The organism is Streptomyces sp. NPDC025806, assembly GCF_055558275.1.
Map to the genome: position 1 here is coordinate 1 of NZ_JBVHMU010000011.1, position 25399 is coordinate 25399.

Below are 25399 nucleotides of genomic sequence, written 5' to 3' on the forward strand. Positions count from 1 at the left end.
TCCACGGTCAGGTCATCCGCGAAATGCCGGTCACCGGTCGCGTCCGGCACGTACTTCACGGTGACAACGATCCTCAAGCTCACGCCGGCTCTCCTACTGCAATCGTCTTGTACTGGGCGCACCCCAGCTGCCTGCGGCTGACTTCGCCTTCTTGCAGGCAGCATAGGCGCCTGAAGCGGACTCTTCCGGTCGGGGCGGCCCGCGCTCCGAACGAAATATTACTCACCAGTAGTACATCCGCTGCGCCCTCACTAAGCAAGCGCTTTGCGGTGTGACATGGCCAACGCTCCGTAGTCGCGCAGACCGGGAACTCTCAGTCGCGCAGACCGTTGAAGCGACCCTGGTGATAGAGGAGCGGGCGGCCGGCTCCGGCCGGGTCACCGCAGACCGCCTCGGCGAGGACGATGCGGTGGTCACCGGCGGGCACGCGCGCGATGACCTTGCAGACGAGCCAGGCGAGGACGCCTTCGAGGACCGGCACCCCGTGCGGGCCCTCGAACCAGCGGGTGGGCTCGCCGAAGCGGTCGGCGCCGCTCCTGGCGAAGGTCCCGGCGAGGTCGGCCTGGTGCTCGCCGAGTATGTGCACGCCGACGTACTCGGACTCGGCGACGGTGGGCCAGCTGGAGGCGCCCAGGCCGATGCCGAAGGAGATCACCGGGGGCGTGGCGGAGACCGAGGTGAGGGAGGTGGCGGTGAAGCCCACGGGTGCGGCACCGGCCGCCGTGATCACCGCGACGCCGGCGGCGTGCTGCCGGAAGACGGAGCGGAGCAGATCGGGCGTGGCGGGGAGCGCGGTGCGCAGATCGGGCGAGGCCGTCATGGAATTGTCCTTCTGCTGGAGGTGCGAGCGGGGTCCGTGGCTGCGTCAGGAGCCGGGACAGCGCGCGCTGGAGCACCTCGCCAGGTCGACGTGGACCCGCTCGAAGAGAAGGAGTTCCCAGAACATGAGGTCAGACTGACGATGCGTGACGCATGCAGTCAAGTGCGTTCCGTCATCTGGGAGCAGCGTCACGTGCGCGAAAGGGGCGTCACGGCGCGACGGCGGCGCCGAGCGCCGCGATGACGTCCGCCTTGCGCGGCTGCCCCGTCGCCCGGCGGACCTCGCGTCCCGCCGCGTCGAGGACCAGCACGGTGGGCGTCTTGAGGATGCCGACGGCACGGACGAGGTCGAGCCGGTCCTCCGCGTCGATCTCGACGTGCGAGACACCCGGGACCATGGCCGCGACCTCGGCGAGCACCCGCCGGGTGGCCCGGCACGGCGCGCAGAACGCGCTGGAGAACTGGACCAGCGTGGCCCGCTCCCCCAGGGGCGTCGCCAACTGCTCGGCGCCCCACCTCACTTCACCTGCGGCCACGCCGCTCCTCCTTCACCCGCGTTCCTCTTTCCAGCGCGCAAACGCCGCCGCTGATTCCCGCCCACGTGACAAGGATCTCGCGCGGCGCAGGAACCAGGACTGGTCACCCGGCCGTTCATGGGGCACGATCTGCGCAAGCCGGAAAACCTACGGCTGCGTAACTTACCGCCGGGAACGCCTCCACCGGGAAGCGGATTCCCCAGGCAATCAGAAGGGTCCACCCCCTCCATGGCAGAGCTCGTCTACCGTCCGGTCATCGGCGTCGCCAAAACACTGTTCAAGGCGCTCGACCTGAAGATCGACTGCCAGGGCTCGGAGAACATTCCGCGCTCGGGCGGCGCCGTCCTGGTCAGCAATCACATCGGCTACCTGGACTTCGTCTTCGACGGTCTGGCGGCGCTGCCGCAGAAGCGTCTCGTCCGTTTCATGGCCAAGGAGTCGGTGTTCCGGCACAAGGTCTCCGGTCCGCTGATGCGGAGCATGAAGCACATCCCCGTGGACCGCTCGCAGGGTGAGCACGCGTTCCAGCACGCGCTCGCGTCGCTGCGCTCCGGCGAGGTCGTGGGCGTCTTCCCGGAAGCGACGATCTCGCAGTCCTTCACGCTGAAGAGCTTCAAGACCGGTGCGGTGCGCCTCGCGCAGGAGGCCGGTGTGCCACTGATCCCGATGGCGCTGTGGGGCACCCAGCGGATCTGGACGAAGGGCCGTCCGCGCAACTTCAAGCGGCAGCACATCCCGATCACGATCCGGGTGGGCGAGGCCATCGAGGCGCCGAAGGACCAGTACGCGGGCGCGATCACGCGCCGTCTGCGCGACCGCGTGCAGGAGCTGCTGGAGGCCGCGCAGCGCGCCTACCCGGTCCGCCCCAAGGGCGCCGACGACACATGGTGGATGCCGGCGCACCTGGGCGGCACGGCGCCGACCCCCGAGCAGATCAAGGCCGCCGAGGCGGGCTGACCGGCCGAGTCACTCCGGCAGCGCGTCGGGCAGGTGCTCCCAGAGATGGGGGCGGTCCGGCGCGCCGCGCATCACGTCGAGCACGACCGGGTGCGGCGCCGCGAAGAGCCCCGGGTAGTCCAGCTCACCGGCCGCCGCGTCGGGCAGGAACGCCAGCCGCTCTTCCTCCAGGGAGAACTGGGCGTCGATCCCGCCCACGTTCCCCCGCACGTCCTGGCGGTGCCAGCTGCCGTGGAACCGTACGGCGACCAGGCCGTGGACACACCAGCCGGTCCCCGCGTCGTGCGTCAGCCGCTGGTAGCAGAGCGCCGTGGGGATGTCCTCGGCGCGCAGCAGGGCGGCCAGGGCGTGGGCCTTCGCGTGACAGATCCCGGTGCCCTGCGCGAGCACGTCGGAGGCCCGCCAGGTGACCCGCAGGTCGCCGCTGTCGGCCGAGTGCGGGATGGCGTCGCGCACGAACTCGTAGGCCGCGCGGGCGTAGGCGAAGGAGTCGTCGGCGTCGCGCGCGAGGCGTGCGGCCGTCTCGCGGACGAGCGGATGCCCGTGGTCGATCGCGTCGTCGGCCGCCAGGTACGCCGACAGTTCGGGGTTCTGCTGGATCAGCTGCATGGGACGCGAGCATAGGAACGCGGCCGACCGTCAGTCAATGACTTTACGGTCGGCCGCATATCTATGCAGCGCTCCGGGCGGGCCGGCTAGCGCGCCATCTCTTCCTTGAGGGCCGCGACGAAGCCGTCCACGTCCTCCTCGCGGGTGTCGAAGGCGCACATCCAGCGCACGTCGCCGGCGGACTCGTCCCAGAAGTAGAAGCGGTACTTCTTCATCAGGCGCTCGGCGACGTCGTGCGGGAGCCGCGCGAACACGCCGTTGGCCTGCACGGGGTAGAGGATCTCGACGCCGTGCACGGCCCGGACGCCCTCGGCGAGGCGCTGAGCCATCTCGTTGGCGTGCCGGGCGTTGCGCAGCCACAGGTCCTTGGCGAGCAGCGCCTCCAGCTGCACCGACACGAAGCGCATCTTCGAGGCGAGCTGCATCGACATCTTGCGCAGGTGCTTCATCTGCCGCACCGCGTCCTGGTTGAGGACGACGACGGCCTCGCCGAACAGCGCGCCGTTCTTGGTGCCGCCGAGCGACAGGATGTCGACGCCGACCGCGTTCGTGAACGTCCGCATCGGGACGTCCAGGGACGCGGCGGCGTTGGCTATCCGGGAGCCGTCGAGGTGCACCCGCATGCCGTGCCCGTGGGCGTGCTCGACGATCGCGCGGATCTCCTCGGGCGTGTACAGCGTGCCCAGTTCGGTGGACTGCGTGATCGAGACGACCTGCGGCATCGCGCGGTGCTCGTCGTCCCAGCCGAACGCCTGACGGTCGATCAGCTCGGGAGTGAGCTTGCCGTCGGGCGTCGGGACGGTGAGCAGCTTGAGGCCGCCCATCCGCTCCGGGGCGCCGCCCTCGTCCACGTTGATGTGCGCGGACTCGGCGCAGATCACCGCGCCCCAGCGGTCGGTGACCGCCTGGAGCGCGACGACGTTGGCACCCGTGCCGTTGAAGACGGGGAACGCCTCGGCCGTGGGGCCGAAGTGGCTGCGGATGATCTGCTGGAGATGGTCCGTGTAGTCGTCCTCGCCGTACGCGACCTGGTGACCGCCGTTGGCGAGGGCGAGGGCCGCCATCACCTCCGGGTGGGCTCCCGCGTAGTTGTCACTCGCGAAGCCCCGGATCGCGGGGTCGTGGTGCCTGCGGGCGTCGGTCTTCGGAGGGTTCACGGCTTCTCGGTCAGCCACAGACGGGTCCCGTTCAGATCGGCGGCGGGCCGGTCCCAGACCCCGGTGATGGCCTCGGCCAGCTCCTTGACGTCCGTGAAGCCCGCGAACTTCGCGTTGGGGCGTTCGGCGCGCATCGCGTCGTGCACCAGCGCCTTGACCACCAGGATCGCAGCCGCCTGCTGCGGGCCCGCGTCGCCCCCCGCCTTGCGGAAGGCGTCGCCCATGGCGAGGGTCCACGCCTCGGCGGCGGCCTTGGAGGCCGCGTACGCCGCGTTGCCCGCGGTGGGCTTGGACGCGCCGGCGGCGCTGATCAGCAGGTAACGGCCGCGGTCACTGCGGGTGAGCGCGTCGTAGAAGGCCAGCGAGGTGTGCTGCACCGTGCGGATCAGGAGCTTCTCGAGGAGGTCCCAGTCGGCGAGGTCGGTCTCGGCGAAGGAGGCGCTGCCGCGCCAGCCGCCGACGAGGTGGACGACGCCGTCGACCCGGCCGAAGTCCTTCTCGACACGGTTCGCCCAGTCGCGTGTCGCGTGCAGGTCCAGGAGGTCGACGGTGTCACCGATGACGGTGGCGCCACCGTGTGCGTAGCGCGCCTCGTCGACCGCCTCCGCGAGCCGCTCCGCGTTCGCGTCGGCGCCGATGACGGTGGCGCCGGCCTCCGCGAGCCGCTTCAGGGTCGCCCGCCCGGCGGGGCCCGCCGCTCCGGCCACCGCGATCACGGCACCGTCCAGCACGTTCCCGGTCGTGTGGGTGTCGGACATGGCTTCCGCCTCCTGGGTTCCCGCGTTCTCGGCGTGGCTCACGCGGCCACCTTCTCCGCGCTCGCCGCCGTGATGCCCTTGGTGGACGCGATCACGTTCTTGAGCTTCTTGGAGAGCGCCTCATAGAACATGCTGAGCGGAAACTCGTCGGGAAGCACGTCGTCGACCAGCTTGCGCGGCGGCTGCGTCAGGTCCAGGGCGTCGGGGCCCTTGGCCCAGCGGGAGCCCGGGTGCGGGGCCAGGTACGTCGAGACCAGGTCGTACGCGGCGAACCAGTGGACCAGCTTCGGGCGGTCGATGCCGTCGCGGTAGAGCTTCTCGATCTCGGCGCACAGCTGGTTGGTGACCTCGGGGGCCCGCTGCCAGTCGATGTGCAGCTTGTTGTCCGTCCAGCGCACCACGTCGTGCTTGTGCAGGTACGCGAAGAGGAGCTGGCCGCCGAGACCGTCGTAGTTGCGGTTGCGGTCGCCGGAGACCGGGAAGCGGAACATCCGGTCGAAGAGCACGGCGTACTGGACGTCACGGCCGTGGGCGTTGCCCTCGGACTCCAGCTTCACGGCCTCCTTGAAGGCGGTGAGGTCGCAGCGCAGCTCTTCGAGGCCGTACATCCAGAACGGCTGGCGCTGCTTGATCATGAACGGGTCGAACGGCAGGTCGCCGTGGCTGTGCGTGCGGTCGTGGACCATGTCCCACAGCACGAACGCCTGCTCGCAGCGCTCCTGGTCACTGACCATCTCGCGGATGTCCTCGGGCAGTTCGAGCCCCAGGGTGTCCACGGCGGCCTCGGTGACGCGGCGGAAGCGGGCCGCCTCGCGGTCGCAGAAGATGCCGCCCCAGGAGAAGCGCTCGGGCGCCTCGCGCACGGCGATCGTCTCCGGGAAGAGGACGGCCGAGTGCGTGTCGTACCCGGACGTGAAGTCCTCGAAGGTGATGCCGCAGAACAGCGGGTTGTCGTAGCGGGTGGCCTCGAGCTCGGCCAGCCAGTCGGGCCACACCATGCGGAGCACGACGGCTTCCAGGTTGCGGTCCAGGTTGCCGTTCTGCGTGTACATCGGGAAGAGCACCAGGTGCTGGAGCCCGTCGCGGCGCTGCGCGGCCGGCTGGAAGGCCAGCAGCGAGTCCAGGAAGTCCGGGACCTGGAAGCCGTCCTCGGCCCAGCGGCGCAGGTCCGCCACAAGGGCCTTGTGGTACGCGGCGTCGTGCGGCACCAGCGGGGCCAGCTGCTCGACGGCGGCCACGACCCGGTCCACCGCCTGCTCGGCGACGGCCTTCGCCGGGGCGCCCTCCGCGTCGAAGGCTATGGACCCGTCCTTGTTCTGCCAGGTCCTGATCTCCTCCACGGCGTCCTTGAGCACGGGCCATGCCGGGTGCTCCACCACCCTGCCGCCACCCGAACCGGCGGGAGGAACGTTCCCCTCCACAGCCGCCTGCACAAGAATTTCCGTCATGTCCCATCCTCCACGGGAGAACCTCGCGTATGGACACCGTATGCATGCGAGGTTCTTCCGAGCAAGGGGAGCCAGTGGAAATTATCCTGCGCACCCCCCGGTGGCACCGCTGTTTTTCCTGTCGGCGAGGGTCGAAACGATGACCTCTGTCACAGCGGCGTGAGCCGCGCGGGCGTCTTCGAGGAGCTGGGGAAAGCCGAAGAACCCGTGGAACATGGCGGGAAAGTGGCTCTCGCCGACCTCCACCCCGGCCTCGCGCAGCGCCGTCGCGTAGGCCCGGCCCTCGTCGCACAGCGGGTCGCAGCCGGCCGTGACGACATGGGCGGACGGCAGCCCCGAAAGGTTCTCGGCGAGCAGCGGCGAGACCTGCGGATGGGCCGGATCGCCGTCCGGGCCGAGGTACTGCTCCCTGAACCACGCGCAGGCGGCCGTCGTGAGGAAGTACCCCGCCGCGTTGTCCGCGTACGAGCCGGAGCGGCCCCGGGCGTCGGTCGCGGGGTAGACGAGGATCTGCCGGGCGAGGTGCGGGCCGCCCTCGTCGCGGGCGATCTGGGAGACGACGGCGGCGAGGTTCCCGCCCGCGCTGTCCCCCGCGACGCTCAGCGTGTGCGGGTCCGCGCCCAGGTCCGTCGCGTGGTCCGCCGCCCAGCGCACGGCGGCGTACGCGTCGTGGACGGCGGCCGGGAACGGGGACTCCGGGGCCAGCCGGTAGTCGACCGAGACGACGACGGCCCCGGCGTCGGCGCACAGCGCTCGGGCGGTGCCGTCGTGACTGTCGAGCCCGCACAGGACCCAGCCGCCGCCGTGGAAGAACACGACGATCGGGCGGGCGTGCGCGGGGCCCTCCGGGACGTAGATCCGGACCCGGAGCGGCGGGGCGCCGGGCGGCCCGGGTATCTCCCGGTCCTCGACCCGGCCCACGTCGGGGACCGGGAGCGGGGACGGCGGGGCCGCGGCGAGGATCCGGCGGGCCTCGGCGGCGTCGGTGACCGCGCCGCCCACGTCGGGGAAGAAGGCGGCGATGGCGTCGACCAGCGGCCGGGCCCCGGGGTCGAGCCGGTCGGGGGCGTCGGCGTTCAGGGGGTTCACGGTGTTCATGGGCGGCTCCGGGTAGTACGAGTGGTCACGTGTGCTCGGGGTGACTGTGGCCCGGCGGGGCGGCATGAGGAAGCCCTGTGCGGGCGTTGGGGCGCCGCCGGATAGGGGGTTGCGGGTCGTCGCCGGGTGCGCGATGCGGTGGGCCGGGGGGCTGCAGCGCCGCCGCCGTAGGGGCCGGGGATCGTCGCCCGGTGCCGGCCGGTGGGGCTTCTCGCGCAGTTCCCCGCGCCCCTCACGGGGCGCCTCCGCCCCCGGACGCGCGATGCAGTGACCCCGGGGTCTACCGGGCCGCCGCCGTAGGGGCCCGGGGATCGTGGCCGGGTGCCGCCCGGTGGGGCTTCTCGCGCAGTTCCTCGCGCCCCTGGCGGGGCGCCTCCGCACCCGCCGCGTCGGCGTCACTGCACAGCCCCCGCCCCCTCACGTCTCACGTCAGGAAGGCGCTCGCTCCTCCTCCCTGAAGTGCGGGATGACCTTTTCGCCCCACTGGCGCAGGGTCTCCAGGCATGCCTCCTGCGGGACCGTGCCCATCTGGATGAGGCACATGATCTCGTCGGCGCCCGCGTCGATCAGGCGTTGCACGTAGGCGATGGCGTCCTCGGCGGTGCCGTAGGCGTGGTCGGCGTTGAAGGTGGCCGTGGCGGTCGGGCGGACCGGGATCCGTTGTTCGTGCAGCCGGGCCACGACCTGTTCGGCCGCCTCGCGCATCGCCGCGGCCTCGTCGGTGCCCTCGACGACGGCCTCGTCGGGGACGCCCGCGCCGCCGTACCAGTGCCCGATGGACTGCGCGAAGAAGCGCTGGCCCCGGATGCCGACGGCGCGGGCCGTCTCGCGGTCGTCGAAGACGATCGTCGGGCAGAGCACCGAGAAGTGGTCGTTGACGACGGAGGAGACGAGGCGCTCGGGGCCCCGGGCCGCGATCGCCGCGTCGTAGGCCGTGCGCATCTCGGCGATCGACTCGGGGCCGGCGTAGCCCATCACCAGGGCGCCGACGCCGAGTTCGGCGGCCTGGCGCAGGGTCTCGGTGCGGCTGCAGGCCAGGAAGAGCGGAGGATGCGGGGTCTGCGCGGGGCGGGGCAGGATCGGGTGCGGGTCGATGTCGAGGAGCGGGCCGTGGTGCTCCAGCTCGTCCTTCTCCCAGGCCTTGCCGATGATCCGCAGCGCCTCCTCGACCTCCTGCGTGGTGCGCTCCTTGTCGACACCGCACAGGCTGGTCTCCTGCTCGGTGCCACCGCGCCCGGCGCCGAGGTCGAGCCGGCCGCCGGAGAGCAGGTCGAGCGTGGCGGCGCGTTCGGCGACGCGGGCCGGGTGGTTGAAGTGGAACGGCATGCAGACGACGCCGTGTCCGATGCGGATGCGGGAGGTGCGGGCGGCGACCCAGGTCAGGAAGATCTCGGGCGCGGACATGTGGGCGTACCACTTGAGGGAGTGGTGCTCGACGGCCCAGACGCGGTCGAAGCCCATCTCCTCGGCGAGGACGGCCTGTTCGACGCAGTCGTGGAAGAGCTGGTGCTCGCGCTCGACCGTGGGATCGGCGAGCTGGGCCTCGAAGATGACGGAGAACTTCACGTCCCCTCCCGGGGTTCGGTCCGGTCTTCCTCGGACGACGGGGGCCGCCGCGCGCCGACAGCCCGCTATATGACGAGTCGTTATATGACGGCCAGTCATACTTGGGAAGGGGCACGGCGGAAACTCGGGTGCGGACCGGCATGTCGCGCAGCTACGGTGACGGCGTCCAGGTGCGCAGGAGCGGGCTACTTCGTTTTCGCAACGGGTTGTCGCGGGTTCGAGTCCCGTCGCCGGCTTCGGGCCGGCGTAGCTCAGCGGGTAGAGCACCATGTCGCCTGCTCCGACCCTGATCTCTGGACACCGGACGCGAGCCGTCCGCCCACGGGGGATTCCGGGCGGGCGGCTCCGTCAGTTCCAGGGTTCCTCGGCGGGGTTCTCACCCAGGAGCCGCGCGGCCGCCTCGCAGAGGTCCTGGCCGTAGAGCTGATTGCTGCCGTACGGGGATCCCCAGCGCTCGGTCGCGGCCTGGGCGACGGCCCGCCAGGTGTACTCCCCGTCCACGCGCCAGGCCCGGATCTGCCGCGCCGTCTGCGGGGTGAGGTGCTCCGGTTCGGCCAGGTGGTTCGCCATGTCACCGACCCTAGGAACCGCCCCATACGACCGCCATCGGATTTCAGGCGCGGCACCTCACCCCGCGCCGCCGTCACGCTCCCGGGGCGCCCCGCTCCCTCCCCCACGCCCTAGGCTGGCCCCTCGCACCGCAAGAACCTCAGGAGTACCCCGTGACCGACCCCGCGCCCTCGTACCCCTACGCCGACGCGTCCCCCGAGCCCCATCCGCTGCTCGCCCCCGTGCTCGGGCTGATCGGGACCTGGCGGGGCCGGGGCGCCGGCGAGTATCCGACGCTGGAGAGTGGGTTCACGTACGGGCAGGAGGTCACATTCAGCCATGACGGGCGGCCGTTTCTCCAGGTGACGGCGCGGGCCTGGATCACCGACGGGGAGGGCGGACCGGTGCGGCCGGCGGCGCGGGAGAGTGGCTGGTGGCGGCTGCAGCCCGACGGCCGCATCGAGGCGCTGATCACGCAGCCGACGGGGATCGCGGAGGTCGCGGTCGGGTACGCGGCCGACGGCACCGTCGATCTGACGGCGCAGCAGGTCGCGCTGACCCCCACCGCGAAGCACGTCGAGGCGACCCGGCGGCGCTACACGCTGACCGAGTCCGGCGCGCTCGCGTTCGCCCACGACCTCGCGGCGGTGGGCCAGCCGCTGCAACACCACCTGTCGGCGCTGCTGCACCGGGTCGACGCCGCGTAACGGGCCTCTTGCGTCCGCTCCCCCGGTCACCTTCAATGCGGACGCATGCCGACCACGTCGCTGCCGCCGACCGCCTGGGCCGTCCTCGGCCTGCTCTCCTTCCCGGGTGAGCGGACCGGGTACGAGCTGAAGAAGTGGGCGGACGCGTCCCTGCGGTTCTTCTACGGTGCCCCGGCCTTCAGCCAGATCTACGCGGAGCTGCGGCGCCTGGAGGAGCTCGGGCACGTGACGTCGCGGCGCTCGGGTCCGCAGGAACCCCGTACGAAGCGGTCCTACGCGATCACCGAGCAGGGCCGGGCCGCGCTCGCCGCCTGGGCGGACGGCGCGCACGAGGTCGATCCCGTGGCTCTGCGCCATCCGGTGGTCCTGCGCGTGTGGCTCGGGCATCTGGCCACGCCCGAGCGCCTGGAGACCCTCGTGCGGGAGCATGTGGCGCGCACCGAGGGCGAGTTGAAGGAGGTGCGGGACGCGCTGGCGCGGGCGGACGGCGTCGAGGCCTGGGCCCACCCGCAGATCGCCCTGCGTTGGAGCGAACGCCGCCTGGAGGCCGAGATCGAGCTGTCCCGGGCGATGCTCGCGGACCTGGCCGCGCTCACCGCTCCCGGGCGCCCTTCGCCCGCCGCACCCTGACGTGTCCGGCTCCCGCCCGGGCGTCGGCGGCTAGGCTGCGAGGGCCGTCGCCGGCGTGCGGCGGCGTGTCACCGTCGACGGAAGCGAGACCACCTTGAACTTCCTCACCATCGGCCATCGCGGAGTCATGGGTGTCGAGCCCGAGAACACGCTCCGTTCCTTCGTCGCCGCCGAGCGGGCGGGGCTCGACCTGATCGAACTCGACCTGCACCTGAGCAAGGACGGCGCGCTCGTCGTCATGCACGACGCGGACGTCGACCGCACGACGGACGGCAGCGGCCCGATCGCCGGGTACACGCTGGAGGAGCTGCGCGCCTTCGACGCCGGCCGCGGGGAACGCATCCCCGTCTTCGAGGAGGTCCTGGACGCGGTGAGCGCGCCGCTGCAGGCCGAGATCAAGGACACGGCGGCGGCCCGCGCCCTGGCGGAGGTGATGCACCGCCGCGGCCTGGTCGACCGCGTGGAGGTGATCTCGTTCCACGACGAGGCCGTCGCGGAGATCGCCCGCCTCGTCCCGGGCGTGCGCACCGCGCTGGTCGCCAGCCGCTACGGCACGGACGTGGTGGAGCGGGCCGTGGCGGTCGGCGCGGGCACCCTCGTCCTCAACATCCGGCGGCTCACGCAGGAGATCGTGGAGCACGCCCGCAAGGCCGACCTGCGGATCATCGGCTGGGTCGTGAACACGCAGGACGACCTGCGCCTGGTCCGCGCACTCGGCCTCGACGGCGCCACGACGGACTACCCGGAGATCAAGCGCACGGGCCGCTTCACCGCGTAGCGGACGCCGGTTCAGACCAGCGGCTTGACCAGCAGCTCGAACTGCAGGTCGTCCCGCTGCGGCAGGCCGAAGCGCTCGTCGCCGTACGGGAAGGGGCTCAGCTCCCCCGTACGGCGGTAGCCACGCCGCTCGTACCAGGCGATGAGTTCCTCGCGCACGGAGATCACCGTCATGTGCATCTCGGTGACGCCCCAGGTCTCGCGCACCGACCGCTCGGCCTCGGCGATGATCACCTTGCCGAGTCCGGCGCCCTGGAGCGCCGGGCTGACCGCGAACATGCCGAAGTAGGCGTGCGGGCCGCGGTGCTCCAGCTGGCAGCAGGCGACCACCTGGCCGGCCCGCTCGACGACGAGCAGCCGGCTCGCCTCCCCGTCGATGACGTCGCGGACGCCCTGCGGGTCGGTCCGCTGCCCTTCGAGGATGTCCGCCTCGGTGGTCCAGCCCACCCGGCTGGAGTCGCCCCGGTAGGCCGATTCGATCAGCGCGACGAGCACCTCGGTGTCGGCCTCCGTGGCGTCACGGAAGACCAGGTCACCGGTGGCGGAGGTGGGGGCGACGGTCATGGGACGGCTCTCCGATCTCGTACGGGGCTCCGGCGGCGGACGGACCCGTGGGCGCCGTCGAGGGTAACGCGCGCGCACTACGCTGCGTCGGCATGGTTCATGTACTGAGCAGCCGGGTGCTGTTGCGGCCCGTCGACCCGGAGCGGTCGCGCACCTTCTACGGCGAGGTCCTGGGGCTCGGCGTCCACCGCGAGTTCGGCACCGGGCCCGAGCGGGGCACGGTGTACTTCCTCGGCGGCGGCTTCCTGGAGCTGTCGGGGCGGGCCGCGGAGCCGGTGGCGCAGCCGGTGCGGCTGTGGCTCCAGGTGGCGGACGTGCGGGCGGCGCACGAGGAGCTGGCGGCGCGCGGGGTGCGCGTCCTGCGGGAGCCGGTGAAGGAGCCGTGGGGGCTGGTCGAGATGTGGATCGCGGATCCGGACGGCCACGAGCTCGTGCTCGTCGAGGTCCCGGCGGACCATCCGATCCGGTACCGGCCCGGCATCTGAGGCCGGGCGCGGCGGGGCGCGAATTGGCGCATTTGACATGCGCGTCGGCTGGTGAGGGCACAGGATGGCGCTGAGTCCGGGGATTGATCCGTGCCGATCGGGAGAACCGTGACCGGCGCGGACCCATGTCCCCGTCCGCCCCGCTCAACCCAGGAGAGAGCCGAGATGACCGCTCCCCGGAACACCAAAGCTCCCCGCAAGTCGACCGTGCCGCGGATCCTGATCGTCGGCGGCGGGTTCGCCGGGATGGAGTGCGCGCACAAGCTGGAGAAGGAGCTCGAGCCCGGCGAGGCGGTGCTCAAGCTCATCAGCCCCACCGACCACCAGCTGTATCTGCCGCTGCTGCCGCACGTCGCGTCCGGTGTCCTCACTCCGCAGTCCGTCGCGGTGCCGCTGCGCCGGATGGTGCGGCGCGCCTCGATCATCCCCGGGGGCGCGGTCGGGGTGGACCCGCAGGCCAAGGCCGTCGTCGTCCGGAAGATCAACGGCGAGACGATCGTGGAGCGCTACGACCATCTCGTGCTGACGCCGGGCAGTGTGACCCGGCAGTTCGACATCCCGGGCATCGACGAGTACGCGGTCGGCGTGAAGACGCTCGCCGAGGCGGCCTGGATCCGCGACCACGTGATCGCCCAGCTCGACCTCGCGGCGGCCAGCTCGGACCCGGCCGAGAGGGAGGCGCGGCTGCAGTTCGTGGTGGTGGGCGGCGGGTACGCGGGGACGGAGACGGCCGCGTACCTCCAGCGGCTGACCACCGCGGCGGTGAAGCGGTACCAGGGTCTGGACCCGCGGCAGATCAAGTGGCATCTGGTCGACGTGGCGCCGAAGCTGATGCCGGAACTCGGCGAGCGGCTCGGCGACAAGGCCATGGAGATCCTCCAGAAGCGGGGTCTGCACATCTCGCTCGGGGTGTCCGTCGCGAAGGTCACGGCGGACACGGTGACGCTCACCGACGGCCGCGAACTGCCCTGCCACACCCTCATCTGGACCGCCGGTGTCGCCCCGAGCCCGCTGATCGCGACGCTGGGCGCCGAGACGAACCGGGGCCGGCTCGTCGTCACGCCCGAGCTGACGGTCCCCGGCCTCGACGGCATTTTCGCGCTCGGCGACGCGGCGGCGGTCCCGGACATCGTGAAGGGCGGCGACGCGATCTGCCCGCCGACGGCCCAGCACGCGATGCGCCAGGGCTGGGCGGCGGCGCGCAATGTCCTCGCGGCCGTGCGCGGCACCCCGCTGACCCCGTACCGCCACAAGGATCTGGGCCTGGTCGTCGACCTGGGCGGCATCCAGGCGGTGTCGAAGCCGATGGGCGTGCAGCTGACCGGACTGCCGGCGCAGATCGTGGCCCGCGGCTACCACCTCGCGGCTCTGCGCACGGGCCCGGCCCGCTTCCGCACGGCGGCGAACTGGGGTCTGAACGCGGTCGCGGGCGACGACTTCGTCCGTACGGGCTTCCAGCGCAACCGCCCCGCCACGCTGAAGGACTTCGAGATGACGGACGCGTATCTGTCCCCGGAGGAGATCCGCGCGGCGGTGACGGACCAGCTCAAGGACCGCTCGATGTCGCCGCAGAAGCCGGACCTCCCGGCGAGCGAGGCGCGGTAGTCCCGTCAGGCGCGGGGGGTGAGTCCCCCGCCCAGGCGGCCTTCCAGCTGGGAGAGCAGGGCGCCCAGGAGGCCGGCGAGTTCGCTGTCGCGGCCGTCGGTCAGGCCGCTGAGCACCGATGCCTCGTAGGCGAGCTGGCGCGGCAGGACGGCGTCGACGACGGCGCGGCCCTCGTCGGTCAGGCTGAGGTGGGCGACCCGGCGGTCGCGGGTGTCGCCGCGCCGGGTCACGAGTCCGCGTTCCTGGAGGGACTTCAGGCGCTTGGTGACGGCGGCGCCGGAGGAGAACGTCTCGCGGGCGAGGTCGCCCGGTGTCAGTTCGCGGCCGGTCCGGCGCAGGGTGCCGAGCAGGTCGAACTCGGGGCGGGTCAGGCCCGCGTCCCGCAACGGGGCGTCCTCGGCCTGCTGCAGCAGTGCGGCGCAGCGGTTGATCCGGCCGATGATCTCCATCGGCGCGGTGTCGACATCGGGACGTACGTCCTGCCACTGCCGCACCACCGACGACACGGTGTCAAAGGGAACCCCGTCCGCACCACGCTGCACACTCATCCTCGCCTGCCCACACCTTCCTCTGCGGCCGCACGTCGGACGACCGCAGCGAGCGTACGATGCCCGCTCTGTTCCGCCGCGAGCACCCGCTCCTCCGGCAGGGCCCGCTGCCACCATTCTCCGGCCGCGGTGTCGGCCGCGGCGCGCAACTCGACGAGGGTCGCGGCGAGGGTCCGCCGTGCGGTCTCCAGCGCGGCCGGGTCCGGCGCGGCGAGCGCCAGCGTGTTCTCGGCCTTCGTACGGGCCTCGTCGGCGCGGTGGAGGGCCGACTCGATGCGGTCGCCGGCCCGCCGGTTCGTGACGACCAGGGCGGCGACGATGCCGAGGAGGGCGCCGAGCAGCGTGTCGACGATCCGCTCGGTGATCAGCTGTCCGGTCCCCTGGAGCCGGGTGAACTCGGTGACGAGCAGCGCCATGGGCGTCACGGACAGACAGCCCAGCCAGTAGTTGCGGCTCATCAGTGCCTCGGCGCCGAAGATGAGGACGAGACAGGTCACCACCAGTGCGGCCTTGCTCGTGTGGGCGAGCGGCGCGATGGCGGCGAACACCAGGACTCCGCCCACGTTCCCCACGACGCGCTGGACGCCGCGGCTCCAGGTCAGGGTCACGTTGGCCTGGTAGATCGAGGCCGCGGTGACCAGCGCCCAGTACGGGCGTCCGATGCCGAGCGCGAGGGAGGCGTACCCGGCGAGCGCGCAGCCCAGGAACGTGCGCAGCCCGATCGGCACCAGCGCCGAGCCCGGCCCGATCCGCCGCCACAGCGACGGCCGGCCGCTCTCCGTCTCGGCCTCGACGCCGAGCAGTTCGTCGTCCAGGCCCGGGACGCGCGCGGGCCGCGGAACGGCGCCCGCGCCGCGCAGCCCCTCGGCCCAGCCGCGCAGCAGTGCGGCGTCCGTGTCGCGGGGTGCGGCGATGGCCAGTTCGGCGCGGACGACGAGGCGCTCCAGGGCCCGGCGGGCCTCGCTGCGCTCCCCCGTGGCGAGCAGCGACTGCCAGGCGGCGTGCACGGCCGCGGCGGCGGCGCCGCGCCCAGGGGTGTGCTCGGGGCGCTCGGTGTAGGCCGCGGCGGCGTGCAGAGCCCGGGCTGTCGCCCGGCGCTCGGGCCCGTGGGGCCGCACGAGCGCGGGGGCCATGCCGACGAGCCAGGTGATCGCGCCGGCGCCGAGCATCAGCGCGAGGTGTCCCGGCACCGCGCCGATGGTCTGGGGCGTGAACAGCATGGCGGAGCTGATGAACGTGAAGATCAGGTTTCCGGGCGAGCCGATCCCGGTCGCGTCGCAGAGCACCTTCTGAGCGGCGGCGAGCAGCGCCCCCACGGCGACGAGGATCACGGCGGACGAGGTGGCGGAGGCGGTGACGAGCGCGACGGCGACGCCCGCGAACATCCCGGCGATCACCCAGGCGAGGGCGCGGGCCCGGGCCGCGTAGGGGAGGTTGTGCCCGTACAGGGCGCAGAGCGAGCCCGCCATCGTGTACATCACGAGGTCGAGCCGGCCCAGGGCGAGCAGCGTCAGGTTCGGCACGGCGGCCGAGACGGCGGCACTGGTCGCGGGCTTGAACCAGATGTCCACGGGCTTCCTGGGCCGCAGCAGGCCGGCCAGTGGGAGCGGCCGGACGGACGGGGCGCGTGGGGTCGTGGGAGTGCTGCTCATACAAAAACCTTAACAGATGTTTCACTAGTAAAACACACGTGAATGCTTCCCTGCGCCGCCATACGCGCCCGGACACCCGGGCATCCCCCAGGAGACCCGGCACACAGCCGACGGACGAGGGGGACCGAGGTGCACGGACCGGAGTCGGCCGCATGGCTGCTCGTCGCGCTGTGCGCGGCGACCGGCGCGTACTGCCTGCTGCGCAGACGCGGCGGGGACGAGGAGCAGCGCCGCACGGCGGGCGCCGAGGCGCTCATGGGCTTCGGGATGGCGCTGATGGCGGTGCCGGCGGCGGTGCTGACCCCACCGCGCTGGGCCTGGCTGGCCTACGCGACCGTGTTCGGCGCGGCGGCGCTGCGCGCGCTGTGGGCGGCCCGGCACGCCGGCCACCACGTCCATCACCTGGTCGGCACGTCCGCCATGGCCTACATGTCCCTCGCGATGGCGGCCCGCCCGGCGGCGCACGCCCACCACGCCGGCGGCACGGGCTCCCCCGCCCTCACCGCGGCGCTGGTCGCCTACTTCACCGGGTACGTGCTGTGGTCGGGCCTGCACCTGGTCCCCACCGCGGCGACCGCCGGAGCGCCCGGGACAGAGACGCTCGCCTGGGGCCGGCGCCCCGAACTGGCGCGGGCCTGCCGCCTGTCGATGGCGATCGGCATGCTCGCGATGCTGTTCGCCATGTGATGCGACGCGGTGAACGAAACCGTGTCCTACGTCACTTGGCGCGCCGGACCGTACCGCCGGGTAGCCCGCGCCTCATAGTCTGAGGGGCATGACGGTCCCCGTAGCACTGTTGCTGCTCGGCGCCTTTGTCGCTGTCGTCGCCCCGCGTCTGCTCGCCCGCGCCGACTGGACGGAGCGGGAGCCGATCGTCGCGCTGTGGGCGTGGCAGTGCGTCGTGGCGGCCGTCCTCCTGTGCTGCGCCCTGTCCATGACGCTGAGCGCGGCCTCCGCCTGGCAGGCCGTGCGCGGCCGGCTGTTCGCCCCCGCCCCGCACGGCGTCGTGGAGGCGTACGCGCTGCGCGCACCCGGCCCCTGGGCCGCGACCGTGGCCGTGGCCCTCGCGCTCGGCGGGGTGTGGACGGTGGCGATGCTGGTGCGCGAGGTGTACCGGGCGCGGGCCCGCCGCGGGCGGCGCCGGGCCGAACTGCTCGTCCGCTCCCCGCTGTTGCCCGGCGAGGAGCCCGGCGCGGAACGCCTCGTGCTCCTGGAGGCCGAGCGCCCGGACGCCTGGTGGCTCCCCGGTCCGACCCCTCAACTGGTCATCACCACGGCGGCACTACGCCGCCTGAAGGGGCATCAGCTGGACGCCGTGCTGGCGCACGAGACGGGTCACGCCCGCTGGCGGCACGACTGGCTGCTGCACTGCTCGGGCGCGCTGGCCTCGGGTTTCCCGCAGGTCGGGGTGTTCGCCTCGTTCCGCGACCAGATGCACCACCTGGTCGAACTGGCGGCGGACGACGTGGCGTCCCGTCGCTTCGGCCGATTGACGATCGCGCTCGCGCTGGTCGAACTGAACGAGGACCGCGGGGTGTTCGGCCCCTGCCCGACCCCGCAGGCGCACGTCCCGCAGCGCGTGCACCGGCTGCTGGCCCCGCAGTCCCGGCTCAGCCCGGTCCACCGGCTGCGCCTGACGGCCGCCGCCGCGCTGATCCCGCTGGTCCCGCTCCTGGTGGCGTTCGTCCCGGGGTTGCGCGCGCTCGGCTAGCCGCTCCGGGCCCGGCCCGCGCCGCGTCCGCCCGCACCCTACAGTCCGCGCACAGCCCCATGGGCGAGGATCTTTCCCATGCACCCGGCACCGCTCGACTCCCCCCACCGGCCCCTCGTCCCCCGCCCCGCCCTGTGGACCCTGTCGGCGCTGACGCTCGCGAACACGGTGCTGCTGGTGCTCGTGGCGGTGCGCTGGGACCCGCTCATGGACGCGGACGAGGCCGTCGCCCGCTCCCTGCACCGCGCCGCGGTCGCCGATCCGGGCCTCACGCACGCCAACCGGATCCTGACGGACTGGGTGTGGGACCCCTGGACGATGCGCCTGCTGTGCGCGCTGGTCGTCCTGTACCTGCTCGTGCGACGGCGCGAGGCGGTGCTCGCCCTCTGGATCGCGGTGACCTGCGCGGCCGGCACACTGCTCCAGCAGGTCCTCAAGACGGCGGTGGACCGGCCGCGCCCGGTGTGGCCGGACCCGGTGGACTCCGCGCACTACGCCGCCTATCCGTCCGGGCACGCGATGACGGCGACGGTCGTCCTCGGACTGGTCCTGTGGCTGCTCCGCCGCCACGACGCGCCCGCCGTCGCCTACCGGGCCGCGCTCGCCGTCACGGTGGTCTCGGTGCTCGGCGTGGGCCTGACCCGGCTCTGGCTCGGGGTGCACTGGCCGTCGGACGTGCTGGGCGGCTGGCTGCTCGGGGCGCTCACGGTGGCCCTGTCGACGATCGCGTACGACGCCCGTAGCGCGCGCCGGGGCCGCCCTTGACCCGTGCGTCCACCGGCCCGCAGGATCGCCCGCATGACGATCAAAGCCGTGCTCATCGACTTCTCCGGCACCCTGTTCCGGATCGAACCGACCGCGTCATGGCTGCGGGCCGCGCTCGACGCCCTCGGACTGGACCTGCCGGCGGGCGAGTTCGAGCGGACGGTGACCGCACTGGCCCAGGCCGGAGCGCAGCCCGGCGGCGTCACGCACCACGTCCGCGTCCCCGAGCACCTGGCCGAACTGGTCGCCGCCCGCGACGTGGACGCCACGCGGCACCGCGCCGCGTTCACGGGCCTGGCCCGCGAGGTCCCCCTGCCCGACGACCGGCTCTACGACGTGCTGTACGACCGCCACATGACCCCCGCCGCCTGGCAGCCCTACCCGGACGCGCTGCCGGTTCTCGCAGCGCTGCGGGAGCGCGGGGTGCCGGTCGCGGTGGTCAGCAACATCGGCTGGGACCCGCGCCCGGTCTTCGCCGCTCACGGCCTGGACCCGTACATCGACGCGTACGTCCTCTCGTACCGGCACGGGGTGACGAAGCCGGACCCGCGGCTGTTCACGGCGGCGCTGGAGGCGCTCGGGGTCGCGGCGGGGGACGCGCTGATGGTCGGGGACGACCGGCGGGCCGACGGCGGCGCGGCGGCGCTGGGCTGTGCGACGTACTTCGTGGACCATCTGCCGGCCGACGAGCGTCCGGACGGCCTGCGCCCGATCCTCGATCTGATCTGATCCGATGCATTGCGGCCGGGGCCGGTCAGTGACCGTCGCCGCAGACTCCGGAGTGGTCGCAGTACGGCTGGTTCGCACTGCGACCGCAGCCGCACAGGGTGGCCCGCACCTCGGCGGTCTCGGACCCGTCGGAGGCGCGGACGCGCAGGTCACCCCGGAGGACGAGACGGCCGTCCGCGGCCCGCTCGACGGTCGTCGCGGCGGGCGGCACCTCCACGGTCCCGTCGACGAGCTCGTAGCGCAGCGCGCCCGAGGGGCAGCGGCGCACGACGGCCGCGACCTCGTCGGCGGGCGCCGCGTCCGGCTGGATCCACGGGCGCGCGGCCGTGTCGAAGACCTGCGGAAGTCCGCGCACGCACTCGGCGGCGTGCAGACAGCGCTGCCCGTCGAAGCTGACCGTGATCAGGTGGCCGCGGTAGGGCTTGCGGGTCACGACTCGTAGCCCTCGACCTCTGCCGAGGGGCGCACGCGCGCGTCGTCGGGGTCCTCTCCGAACTCGGCCTTGGCCCGCCGCTGGCGCAGCAGGTCCCAGCACTGGTCGAGCGCGCGCTCGACGTCGGCCAGGCGCTCGCGCTCGGTGGCGGCGTCGATGGTCCCGTCGGCCAGGGCGGCGCGCAGCCGCTTCTCATCGTCGACCATGGTGCTGATCCGGCCGAGGATCTCCTGCTGATCCATGTCGCACGCCTCCTCGGGTGCTCGGGAACCCGCCCCTCGCCACTCTAGGAAGCTTCCGCTGCCCCCGCGCGTCAGAGAGATCCGCGGAGATCCCACAGCGCTCCCGCGGCGATCGGGAAGACAGGACACCGGCCCCCGGGCGGCGCCGACACCGTCCGGAGGCCGGTGCGTGGCACGGCCGCGCCGAGACGATCCCCCGTGTCGCCTCGGCGCAGCCGCCCCGCCCGGGCACACCGCACCCCCGAGGGCCGGTGACCGGGCCGCGCTGAGTATAGTTGGCTGCGAGCCAGTCAACGCAGGAGTCAAGGATGTCCCCCCGCAGCGCATCGGTCAATGAGGAGTTGCGTCGGCGTTCCCGCGAGCGGCTTCTGCAGGCCGCTCTGGAGCTGGTCGGGGAGCGTGGTTACGACGCGACGACGCTCGGCGACATCGCGGACCGCGCCGGTTCGGCCCGCGGCCTGGTCTCGTACTACTTCCCGAGCAAGCGGCAGCTGCTCCAGTCCGCGGTGCACCGGCTGATGAACCGGACGCTGGAGGAGGCGCTGGAGCGGGAGCCGCGCACCGAGGACGGCGACGAGCGGCTGGCCCGCGCGATCGACGCGATCCTGGGCCTCGCGCGCGACCAGCCGGTGCTGATGCGCACGCACATGGCGGTTCTGCTGCAGTCCGAGGGCTTCGTGCCGTGCGTCGAGCAGCAGCGGCTGTCCGAGATGCTCCAGGACACGGTGCGGCGGCACGGCTCGGCGGACGTGGAGCTGGACTATCCGATGCTGCGCGCCCAGCTGATGGGCTCCGTCTTCGCGATCCTGCTGCCGGGGGCGCCGATGCCGGTGCGCCGGATGCGGGCCGAGCTGTTCCGGCGGTACGGGCTCGCGTGGGAGCGGGGCTTCCCGCCGGACGACGACGTCACGGATGACGCGGAGTCCGGGGAAAGCCCCGCCCACGGCCGTACGGCCGATTTCTCGCGCTACTTCGAGCCGTTGCGGCCCGCCGGACGGTCGGCGGGCCCGGAGCGTCAGTCGAAGTAGTCAGGCTGCGTCTGGACGTTGAGCTCGTCCATGCGGACCCGTTGTGCGGGGTCGGTGCGCCGGTCGCTGAGCTTCAGGACGTCGAAGCCCTTCGCGATGTCGTTCGAGTAGATGTAGCCGTTGTAGTAGTACGCGGACCAGGAACCACCGGTCTTCATCACGTCGGTGGTCAGCGGGCCGCGCTCGAAGTACCCGATCTCCTTCGGCTGCGCGGAGTCCGTGAAGTCCCAGACGGAGACACCGCCCTGGTACCAGGCCTGGACCATGATGTCCTTGCCCTTGACCGGGATCAGCGAGCCGTTGTGCGCGACGCAGTTCTCGGTGTCGGCCTGGTGGCGCGGGATCTTGAAGTAGCTCTTGAAGACGAGCTTGCGCTGGTCGCCCTTGCCGACGATGTCGTAGATGCCGTCGGCGCCGCGGTTCGGGCCGATCTCCGCGTTGCAGGTGGCGGCTCCGCCGCCGCCGAGCTCGTCGGTGAAGACGACCTTGTTCGCCTTCTGGTTGAAGGTCGCCGAGTGCCAGAACGCGAAGTTCACGTTGTCCTGGACCTGGTCGATGACCTTCGGGTGCTCCGGGTCCTTGATGGAGAACAGGATGCCGTCACCCATGCAGGCGCCCGCCGCGAGGTCCTTGGAGGGCAGGACCGTGATGTCGTGGCAGCCGGTGGTCTTCGAGACGCCCGGGTTGGTGGGGCCGCCCGGGTTGCCGCCGCCGTCGGGGCCGTCACCGGGGAACAGGACGGGGAAGCCGACGACCGCCGCCTTCTCCGGGGCGTCGCGCGGCACCTTGATCACGGAGATGCCGTCGTGCGGCGGCTGGCAGTCGGGGAAGGTGGCGCTGGGCGAGTACGAGGAGACGTACACGTAGACGTTCTTCTTCTCGGGCACCAGCGTGTGGGTGTGCGAGCCGCAGGCGGTCTCGACGGCGGCGACGTACTTCGGGTTGCTCTTGTCGCTGATGTCGAAGACCTTCATGCCCTCCCAGGACGACTTCTCGGTCGCGGGCTGGGTGGTGGAGGCGCAGGAGTTGTCGCTGCGGGAGCTGTCCGTGGACAGGAACAGCAGGTTCCCGGAGACGGTGATGTCGTTCTGCGAACCGGGACACAGGACCTGCGCGACGGTCTTCGGCGCCTTCGGGTCGCTGATGTCGAAGATGCGGAAGCCGTCGTAGTTGCCGGCGAAGGCGTACTTGCCCTGGAACGCGAGGTCCGAGTTCGTGCCCGGCAGCGCGTCCTTGGGGATGTTGGTGAGGTGTTCGATGTTGGCGGAGTGGACGACCTCGTCCTGGCCGGGTATCTCGCCGGCGGCTATCGCGGCCTCGGCCTGCTTCTCGACGGTGCGTGACACGGACTTGGGCGCCTGGTTCCCGTCGCCCGGGTCGGGGGTGGCCGACGCGGGTGCTGCGGCGAGCAGCGCGGCGAGCAGCCCGGCCGCCGCCGCGGCAACTCCCAGGCGTCTGCGACGCGTTCGGGCGGAGTCCTGCAACAGGGTCACTGTGGTCTCCCTGGTTGACGGTGACGTCATCGATCCGTGAACAGTTCACGGATCCCCCGAGTATCGTCTTCCTCATGCACAGATCAACAGATGGCAACAAGCTCGTCATGAAACTGGCTGTTCCCACGTTGGTCGCGGCACTGGCGCTCGCCCTGGCCGGATGCGACGCGGGCGGCTCCGAGGGGACGGACAAGGCCAACTCCCCTTCCTCCACCGGGCCTTCGGTCATCGCTCCGGGTAAACCGGGCGAGGCGGCGGAGACCCTGTCGGCGAAGGACGCGGAGGCGCGCGGCCCCGACGACACCCCCAACTCGGCCGATGTCTCCTACGCGCAGATGATGATCCAGCATCACGCGCAGGCTCTGGAGATGACCGAACTCGCCCCGAAACAGGCCGACTCCCAGCAGGTCAAGCGCCTCGCGGAGCGGATCACCGCGGCGCAGGGGCCGGAGATCGCGACGATGCGGGGCTGGCTGAAACAGCACGACCGCAAGGAGGCGCCGTCCGGCCACCACGCGCACGACGCGATGCCCGGCATGGCGACGGAGGCCCAGCTGAAGCAGCTCCGCGCGGCCCGCGGCAAGGCCTTCGACTCCCTCTTCCTGAAACTGATGATCACGCACCACCAGGGTGCGGTGACCATGGCCACGGAGGTGAAGGGCGACGGCAACAACGTCCAGATCGAGGAGATGGCGGACGACGTGATCGCCCAGCAGACGTCCGAGATCGAGCGGATGCGGAGGATGTGACCCGGGGGTGGGCGGGGCCGGCGGCCGCGCCCGGACGCACCACGGCTGCGGCTGCGGCTGCGGCTGCGGCTGCGGCGGGGGCCTGCCTCACGAGCGCCGACCCGGCTTTCCGGCCTGCCATGAGTCGCGGGCCCGTGCCGGGCGTCACCCCTGTCACTGACCTGGTCGCCTGTCACTGACCTGGTCGCCGCACATCATCCGGTCCCGCAACTGGACACGCAGCCCAGGCCCGCCCCGGACCCGGAAGCGCGGTCGGGGCCCGACACGTATCGGCGGCCACTCGGGCGGCCCCGCTCGGCGCCCGCACGCCGAAGGCCCGTAGGCGCGGGCCACACGTGAGGCCCCGGGACAGCGCAGGGCGTCGGCGCTCTCCCCCGGCGCGGCTCGCGGTGCCATGCTGAGAGGGAGCAGCGCACCAGCGGAAGGAGCCGCACGTGCCGCACTTCGCCGTTGTCGGATCGGGGCCCAGCGGGGTCTACACCGCCCAGAGCCTGGTGCGGCAGGACGTCGTGCCCGGTGTCCGGGTGGACGTGCTGGACCGGCTGCCGTGCCCGTACGGGCTGGTGCGGTACGGGGTCGCGCCCGACCACGAGAAGATCAAGTCGCTGCAGAACAACCTGCGTTCGGTGCTCGAGGACGAGCACGTGCGCTTCCTCGGCGGCGTCGAGGTGGGCCCCGCTCTGCCGCCGGAGCGGCTCCTTCAGCTGTATCACGGGGTCGTGTACTGCGTGGGCGCCGCGTCCGCACGCCGGCTCGGGGTGCCGGGCGAGGACCTGCCCGGCAGCTGGTCGGCGACGGACTTCGTGGCCTGGTACAGCGCGCACCCGGACGCCCGGGACTCCGGTTTCGTCCGGGACGTGCGCGCGGCCGTGACGATCGGCGTCGGGAACGTGGCGGTGGACGTGACGCGGATGCTGGCCCGCGGCCTGGCCGAGCTGTCGCCGACCGACATGCCGCAGGAGCCGCTGGGCGTGCTGGCCGCGAGCGAGGTGCGGGACGTGTTCATGGTGGGGCGGCGGGGCCCGTCCCAGGCCCGCTTCACGACGAAGGAGCTGCGCGAGCTGGGGACGCTGCCGGACACGGAAGTGGTGGTGGACGAGCGGGAGTTGGCGCTCGACCCCGCGTACACCGACCCGTCCGCGCTGCCCGCCGCCGTCCGGCGCAACGTCGAGGTGCTGCGCGCGTGGGCGGCCCGGCCGAGCTCGGGTGCGGCCCGCCGGATCCATCTGCGGTTCTTCCTGCGGCCCGAGGAGATCACGGGGCGGGACGGCCGGGTCGCGGGCGTCCGGTTCGAGCGGACCCGGCCGGAGGCGGACGGCACGGTCCGGGGCACCGGGACGTACGAGGAGATCGCCGCGCAGCTCGTGCTGCGCTCGGTGGGCTATCGCGGGATGCCGCCGGACGGGCTGCCGTTCGATCCCCTGCGGGGCACGGTGCCGCACGCCGGGGGCCGGGTCCTGCGCGGGGGCCGGCCGGCGCCGGGCGAGTACGTGGCGGGCTGGATCAAGCGCGGGCCCACCGGGGTCATCGGCACGAACCGGCCGTGCGCGAAGGAGACGGTGACGTCCCTGCTCGCGGACGCGCCGGCACTGGTCCGGCGCCCCCTGCCCGGCGATCCGCTGGACGGGCTGCTCGCGGCCGGACTGCATCCGGTCGACTGGGCGGGCTGGCAGGCGATCGAACGGGCCGAGACGGACCTCGGACGCACCCTCGGCCGCGGCACGGTGAAGATCCCCGACTGGTCGGGCCTGCTGAACGCGGCCCACGGGACGTAGCGGCGGGCG

28 protein-coding genes and 1 pseudogene are annotated in these 25399 nt (G+C 72.4%); 13 read left to right on the top strand and 16 right to left on the bottom strand.

Annotated elements, in window-relative coordinates:
- The 3 genes and pseudogenes from ACZ4E1_RS24455 to ACZ4E1_RS24465 form a co-directional block, all read right to left on the bottom strand.
- Positions 1-83 (bottom strand): annotated as a pseudogene (locus ACZ4E1_RS24455) (electron transfer flavoprotein subunit beta); the annotation flags it as partial.
- Positions 84-313: 230 nt separating this feature from the next.
- Entirely contained in the window at positions 314-820 is a 507-nt protein-coding gene (locus ACZ4E1_RS24460) for a flavin reductase family protein (protein WP_467542546.1), read from the bottom strand.
- 208 nt (positions 821-1028) lie between these two features.
- Positions 1029-1355: a TlpA family protein disulfide reductase gene (locus ACZ4E1_RS24465; protein ID WP_467542548.1), complete on the bottom strand. Its 327-nt coding sequence runs from the start codon at positions 1353-1355 to the stop codon at positions 1029-1031.
- A 228-nt stretch (positions 1356-1583) separates the two neighbouring features.
- Between ACZ4E1_RS24465 and ACZ4E1_RS24470 the strand changes: the two genes are divergently transcribed.
- Positions 1584-2312 carry a lysophospholipid acyltransferase family protein gene (locus ACZ4E1_RS24470; protein ID WP_467542550.1) on the top strand — a complete coding sequence of 243 codons (729 nt, stop codon included), beginning with the start codon at positions 1584-1586 and terminating at the stop codon, positions 2310-2312.
- Between the two features lie 9 nt (positions 2313-2321).
- Here the strand turns inward: ACZ4E1_RS24470 and ACZ4E1_RS24475 are convergent, their stop codons facing one another.
- The 7 genes from ACZ4E1_RS24475 to ACZ4E1_RS24505 all read right to left on the bottom strand — a co-directional run bounded on the left by ACZ4E1_RS24475 (position 2322) and on the right by ACZ4E1_RS24505 (position 9518).
- Positions 2322-2921, bottom strand: coding sequence for a transglutaminase domain-containing protein (locus ACZ4E1_RS24475; RefSeq protein ID WP_467542552.1), 600 nt, complete (start codon positions 2919-2921; stop codon positions 2322-2324).
- 86 nt (positions 2922-3007) lie between these two features.
- Positions 3008-4078 (bottom strand): threonine aldolase family protein, encoded by a 1071-nt coding sequence (locus ACZ4E1_RS24480; protein WP_467542554.1) that lies wholly within the window; start codon positions 4076-4078, stop codon positions 3008-3010.
- Entirely contained in the window at positions 4075-4836 is a 762-nt protein-coding gene (locus tag ACZ4E1_RS24485; protein WP_467543243.1) for an SDR family NAD(P)-dependent oxidoreductase, read from the bottom strand. Before ACZ4E1_RS24485 ends, ACZ4E1_RS24480 begins: the two co-directional genes overlap by 4 nt.
- Positions 4837-4874: 38 nt before the next feature.
- On the bottom strand, positions 4875-6284 hold the full coding sequence (locus ACZ4E1_RS24490; protein ID WP_467542556.1) for a DUF6421 family protein: 1410 nt from the start codon (positions 6282-6284) through the stop codon (positions 4875-4877).
- 81 nt (positions 6285-6365) lie between these two features.
- Entirely contained in the window at positions 6366-7382 is a 1017-nt protein-coding gene (locus ACZ4E1_RS24495) for an alpha/beta hydrolase (RefSeq protein WP_467542558.1), read from the bottom strand.
- 429 nt (positions 7383-7811) lie between these two features.
- A complete protein-coding gene (locus ACZ4E1_RS24500) occupies positions 7812-8948 on the bottom strand; it encodes an LLM class flavin-dependent oxidoreductase (protein WP_467542560.1) in 1137 nt (378 codons plus the stop codon).
- A gap of 348 nt (positions 8949-9296) precedes the next feature.
- Positions 9297-9518, bottom strand: a complete 222-nt coding sequence (locus tag ACZ4E1_RS24505; RefSeq protein ID WP_467542562.1) for a hypothetical protein — start codon at positions 9516-9518, stop codon at positions 9297-9299.
- Positions 9519-9670: 152 nt separating this feature from the next.
- Here ACZ4E1_RS24505 and ACZ4E1_RS24510 point away from each other — a divergent pair, with 152 nt between their 5' ends.
- The 3 genes from ACZ4E1_RS24510 (at position 9671) to ACZ4E1_RS24520 (ending at position 11612) form a co-directional block, all read left to right on the top strand.
- Entirely contained in the window at positions 9671-10204 is a 534-nt protein-coding gene (locus ACZ4E1_RS24510) for a nitrobindin family protein (protein ID WP_467542564.1), read from the top strand.
- Positions 10205-10249: 45 nt separating this feature from the next.
- Entirely contained in the window at positions 10250-10834 is a 585-nt protein-coding gene (locus ACZ4E1_RS24515) for a PadR family transcriptional regulator (RefSeq protein WP_467542565.1), read from the top strand.
- Positions 10835-10928: 94 nt separating this feature from the next.
- A complete protein-coding gene (locus ACZ4E1_RS24520) occupies positions 10929-11612 on the top strand; it encodes a glycerophosphodiester phosphodiesterase (RefSeq protein WP_467542567.1) in 684 nt (227 codons plus the stop codon).
- A gap of 11 nt (positions 11613-11623) precedes the next feature.
- Here the strand turns inward: ACZ4E1_RS24520 and ACZ4E1_RS24525 are convergent, their stop codons facing one another.
- The gene (locus ACZ4E1_RS24525) at positions 11624-12175 is read right to left on the bottom strand and encodes a GNAT family N-acetyltransferase (RefSeq protein ID WP_467542569.1); all 552 of its coding nucleotides are present in this window, start codon (positions 12173-12175) and stop codon (positions 11624-11626) included.
- A gap of 92 nt (positions 12176-12267) precedes the next feature.
- On the opposite strand from ACZ4E1_RS24525, the gene ACZ4E1_RS24530 reads away from it, so the two are divergent.
- Both ACZ4E1_RS24530 and ACZ4E1_RS24535 read left to right on the top strand, forming a co-directional pair.
- Positions 12268-12660 (top strand): VOC family protein, encoded by a 393-nt coding sequence (locus ACZ4E1_RS24530; RefSeq protein WP_467542571.1) that lies wholly within the window; start codon positions 12268-12270, stop codon positions 12658-12660.
- Between the two features lie 165 nt (positions 12661-12825).
- Positions 12826-14265, top strand: a complete 1440-nt coding sequence (locus ACZ4E1_RS24535) for an NAD(P)/FAD-dependent oxidoreductase (protein ID WP_467542573.1) — start codon at positions 12826-12828, stop codon at positions 14263-14265.
- 5 nt (positions 14266-14270) lie between these two features.
- On the opposite strand, the gene ACZ4E1_RS24540 is transcribed toward ACZ4E1_RS24535, so the two are convergent.
- Both ACZ4E1_RS24540 and ACZ4E1_RS24545 read right to left on the bottom strand, forming a co-directional pair.
- Complete coding sequence (locus ACZ4E1_RS24540) at positions 14271-14813, bottom strand: MarR family winged helix-turn-helix transcriptional regulator (RefSeq protein WP_467542575.1); 543 nt, start codon at positions 14811-14813, stop codon at positions 14271-14273.
- Positions 14810-16465 (bottom strand): FUSC family protein, encoded by a 1656-nt coding sequence (locus ACZ4E1_RS24545; protein ID WP_467542577.1) that lies wholly within the window; start codon positions 16463-16465, stop codon positions 14810-14812. Before ACZ4E1_RS24545 ends, ACZ4E1_RS24540 begins: the two co-directional genes overlap by 4 nt.
- A 129-nt stretch (positions 16466-16594) precedes the next feature.
- Here ACZ4E1_RS24545 and ACZ4E1_RS24550 point away from each other — a divergent pair, with 129 nt between their 5' ends.
- The 4 genes from ACZ4E1_RS24550 (at position 16595) to ACZ4E1_RS24565 (ending at position 19670) form a co-directional block, all read left to right on the top strand.
- Entirely contained in the window at positions 16595-17152 is a 558-nt protein-coding gene (locus tag ACZ4E1_RS24550; protein ID WP_467542579.1) for a DUF5134 domain-containing protein, read from the top strand.
- A gap of 88 nt (positions 17153-17240) precedes the next feature.
- Positions 17241-18176: a M56 family metallopeptidase gene (locus ACZ4E1_RS24555; RefSeq protein WP_467542580.1), complete on the top strand. Its 936-nt coding sequence runs from the start codon at positions 17241-17243 to the stop codon at positions 18174-18176.
- Positions 18177-18254: 78 nt separating this feature from the next.
- Positions 18255-18941, top strand: a complete 687-nt coding sequence (locus tag ACZ4E1_RS24560; protein ID WP_467542582.1) for a phosphatase PAP2 family protein — start codon at positions 18255-18257, stop codon at positions 18939-18941.
- A 33-nt stretch (positions 18942-18974) separates the two neighbouring features.
- A complete protein-coding gene (locus ACZ4E1_RS24565; protein ID WP_467542584.1) occupies positions 18975-19670 on the top strand; it encodes an HAD family hydrolase in 696 nt (231 codons plus the stop codon).
- A gap of 25 nt (positions 19671-19695) precedes the next feature.
- On the opposite strand, the gene ACZ4E1_RS24570 is transcribed toward ACZ4E1_RS24565, so the two are convergent.
- Positions 19696-20103: a (4Fe-4S)-binding protein gene (locus ACZ4E1_RS24570; protein ID WP_467542586.1), complete on the bottom strand. Its 408-nt coding sequence runs from the start codon at positions 20101-20103 to the stop codon at positions 19696-19698.
- Positions 20100-20345: a DUF2630 family protein gene (locus ACZ4E1_RS24575; RefSeq protein WP_399128369.1), complete on the bottom strand. Its 246-nt coding sequence runs from the start codon at positions 20343-20345 to the stop codon at positions 20100-20102. Before ACZ4E1_RS24575 ends, ACZ4E1_RS24570 begins: the two co-directional genes overlap by 4 nt.
- A gap of 308 nt (positions 20346-20653) precedes the next feature.
- On the opposite strand from ACZ4E1_RS24575, the gene ACZ4E1_RS24580 reads away from it, so the two are divergent.
- Positions 20654-21373, top strand: a complete 720-nt coding sequence (locus tag ACZ4E1_RS24580) for a TetR/AcrR family transcriptional regulator (protein ID WP_467542588.1) — start codon at positions 20654-20656, stop codon at positions 21371-21373.
- Here the strand turns inward: ACZ4E1_RS24580 and ACZ4E1_RS24585 are convergent.
- Positions 21361-22896, bottom strand: coding sequence for an LVIVD repeat-containing protein (locus tag ACZ4E1_RS24585; protein ID WP_467542590.1), 1536 nt, complete (start codon positions 22894-22896; stop codon positions 21361-21363). The genes ACZ4E1_RS24580 and ACZ4E1_RS24585 overlap by 13 nt on opposite strands.
- A 77-nt stretch (positions 22897-22973) precedes the next feature.
- On the opposite strand from ACZ4E1_RS24585, the gene ACZ4E1_RS24590 reads away from it, so the two are divergent.
- Together ACZ4E1_RS24590 and ACZ4E1_RS24595 are read left to right on the top strand one after the other, a co-directional pair.
- On the top strand, positions 22974-23615 hold the full coding sequence (locus ACZ4E1_RS24590; RefSeq protein WP_467543245.1) for a DUF305 domain-containing protein: 642 nt from the start codon (positions 22974-22976) through the stop codon (positions 23613-23615).
- A gap of 434 nt (positions 23616-24049) precedes the next feature.
- Positions 24050-25390 (top strand): ferredoxin--NADP reductase domain-containing protein, encoded by a 1341-nt coding sequence (locus ACZ4E1_RS24595; protein ID WP_467542592.1) that lies wholly within the window; start codon positions 24050-24052, stop codon positions 25388-25390.
- Positions 25391-25399: the final 9 nt, after the last annotated feature.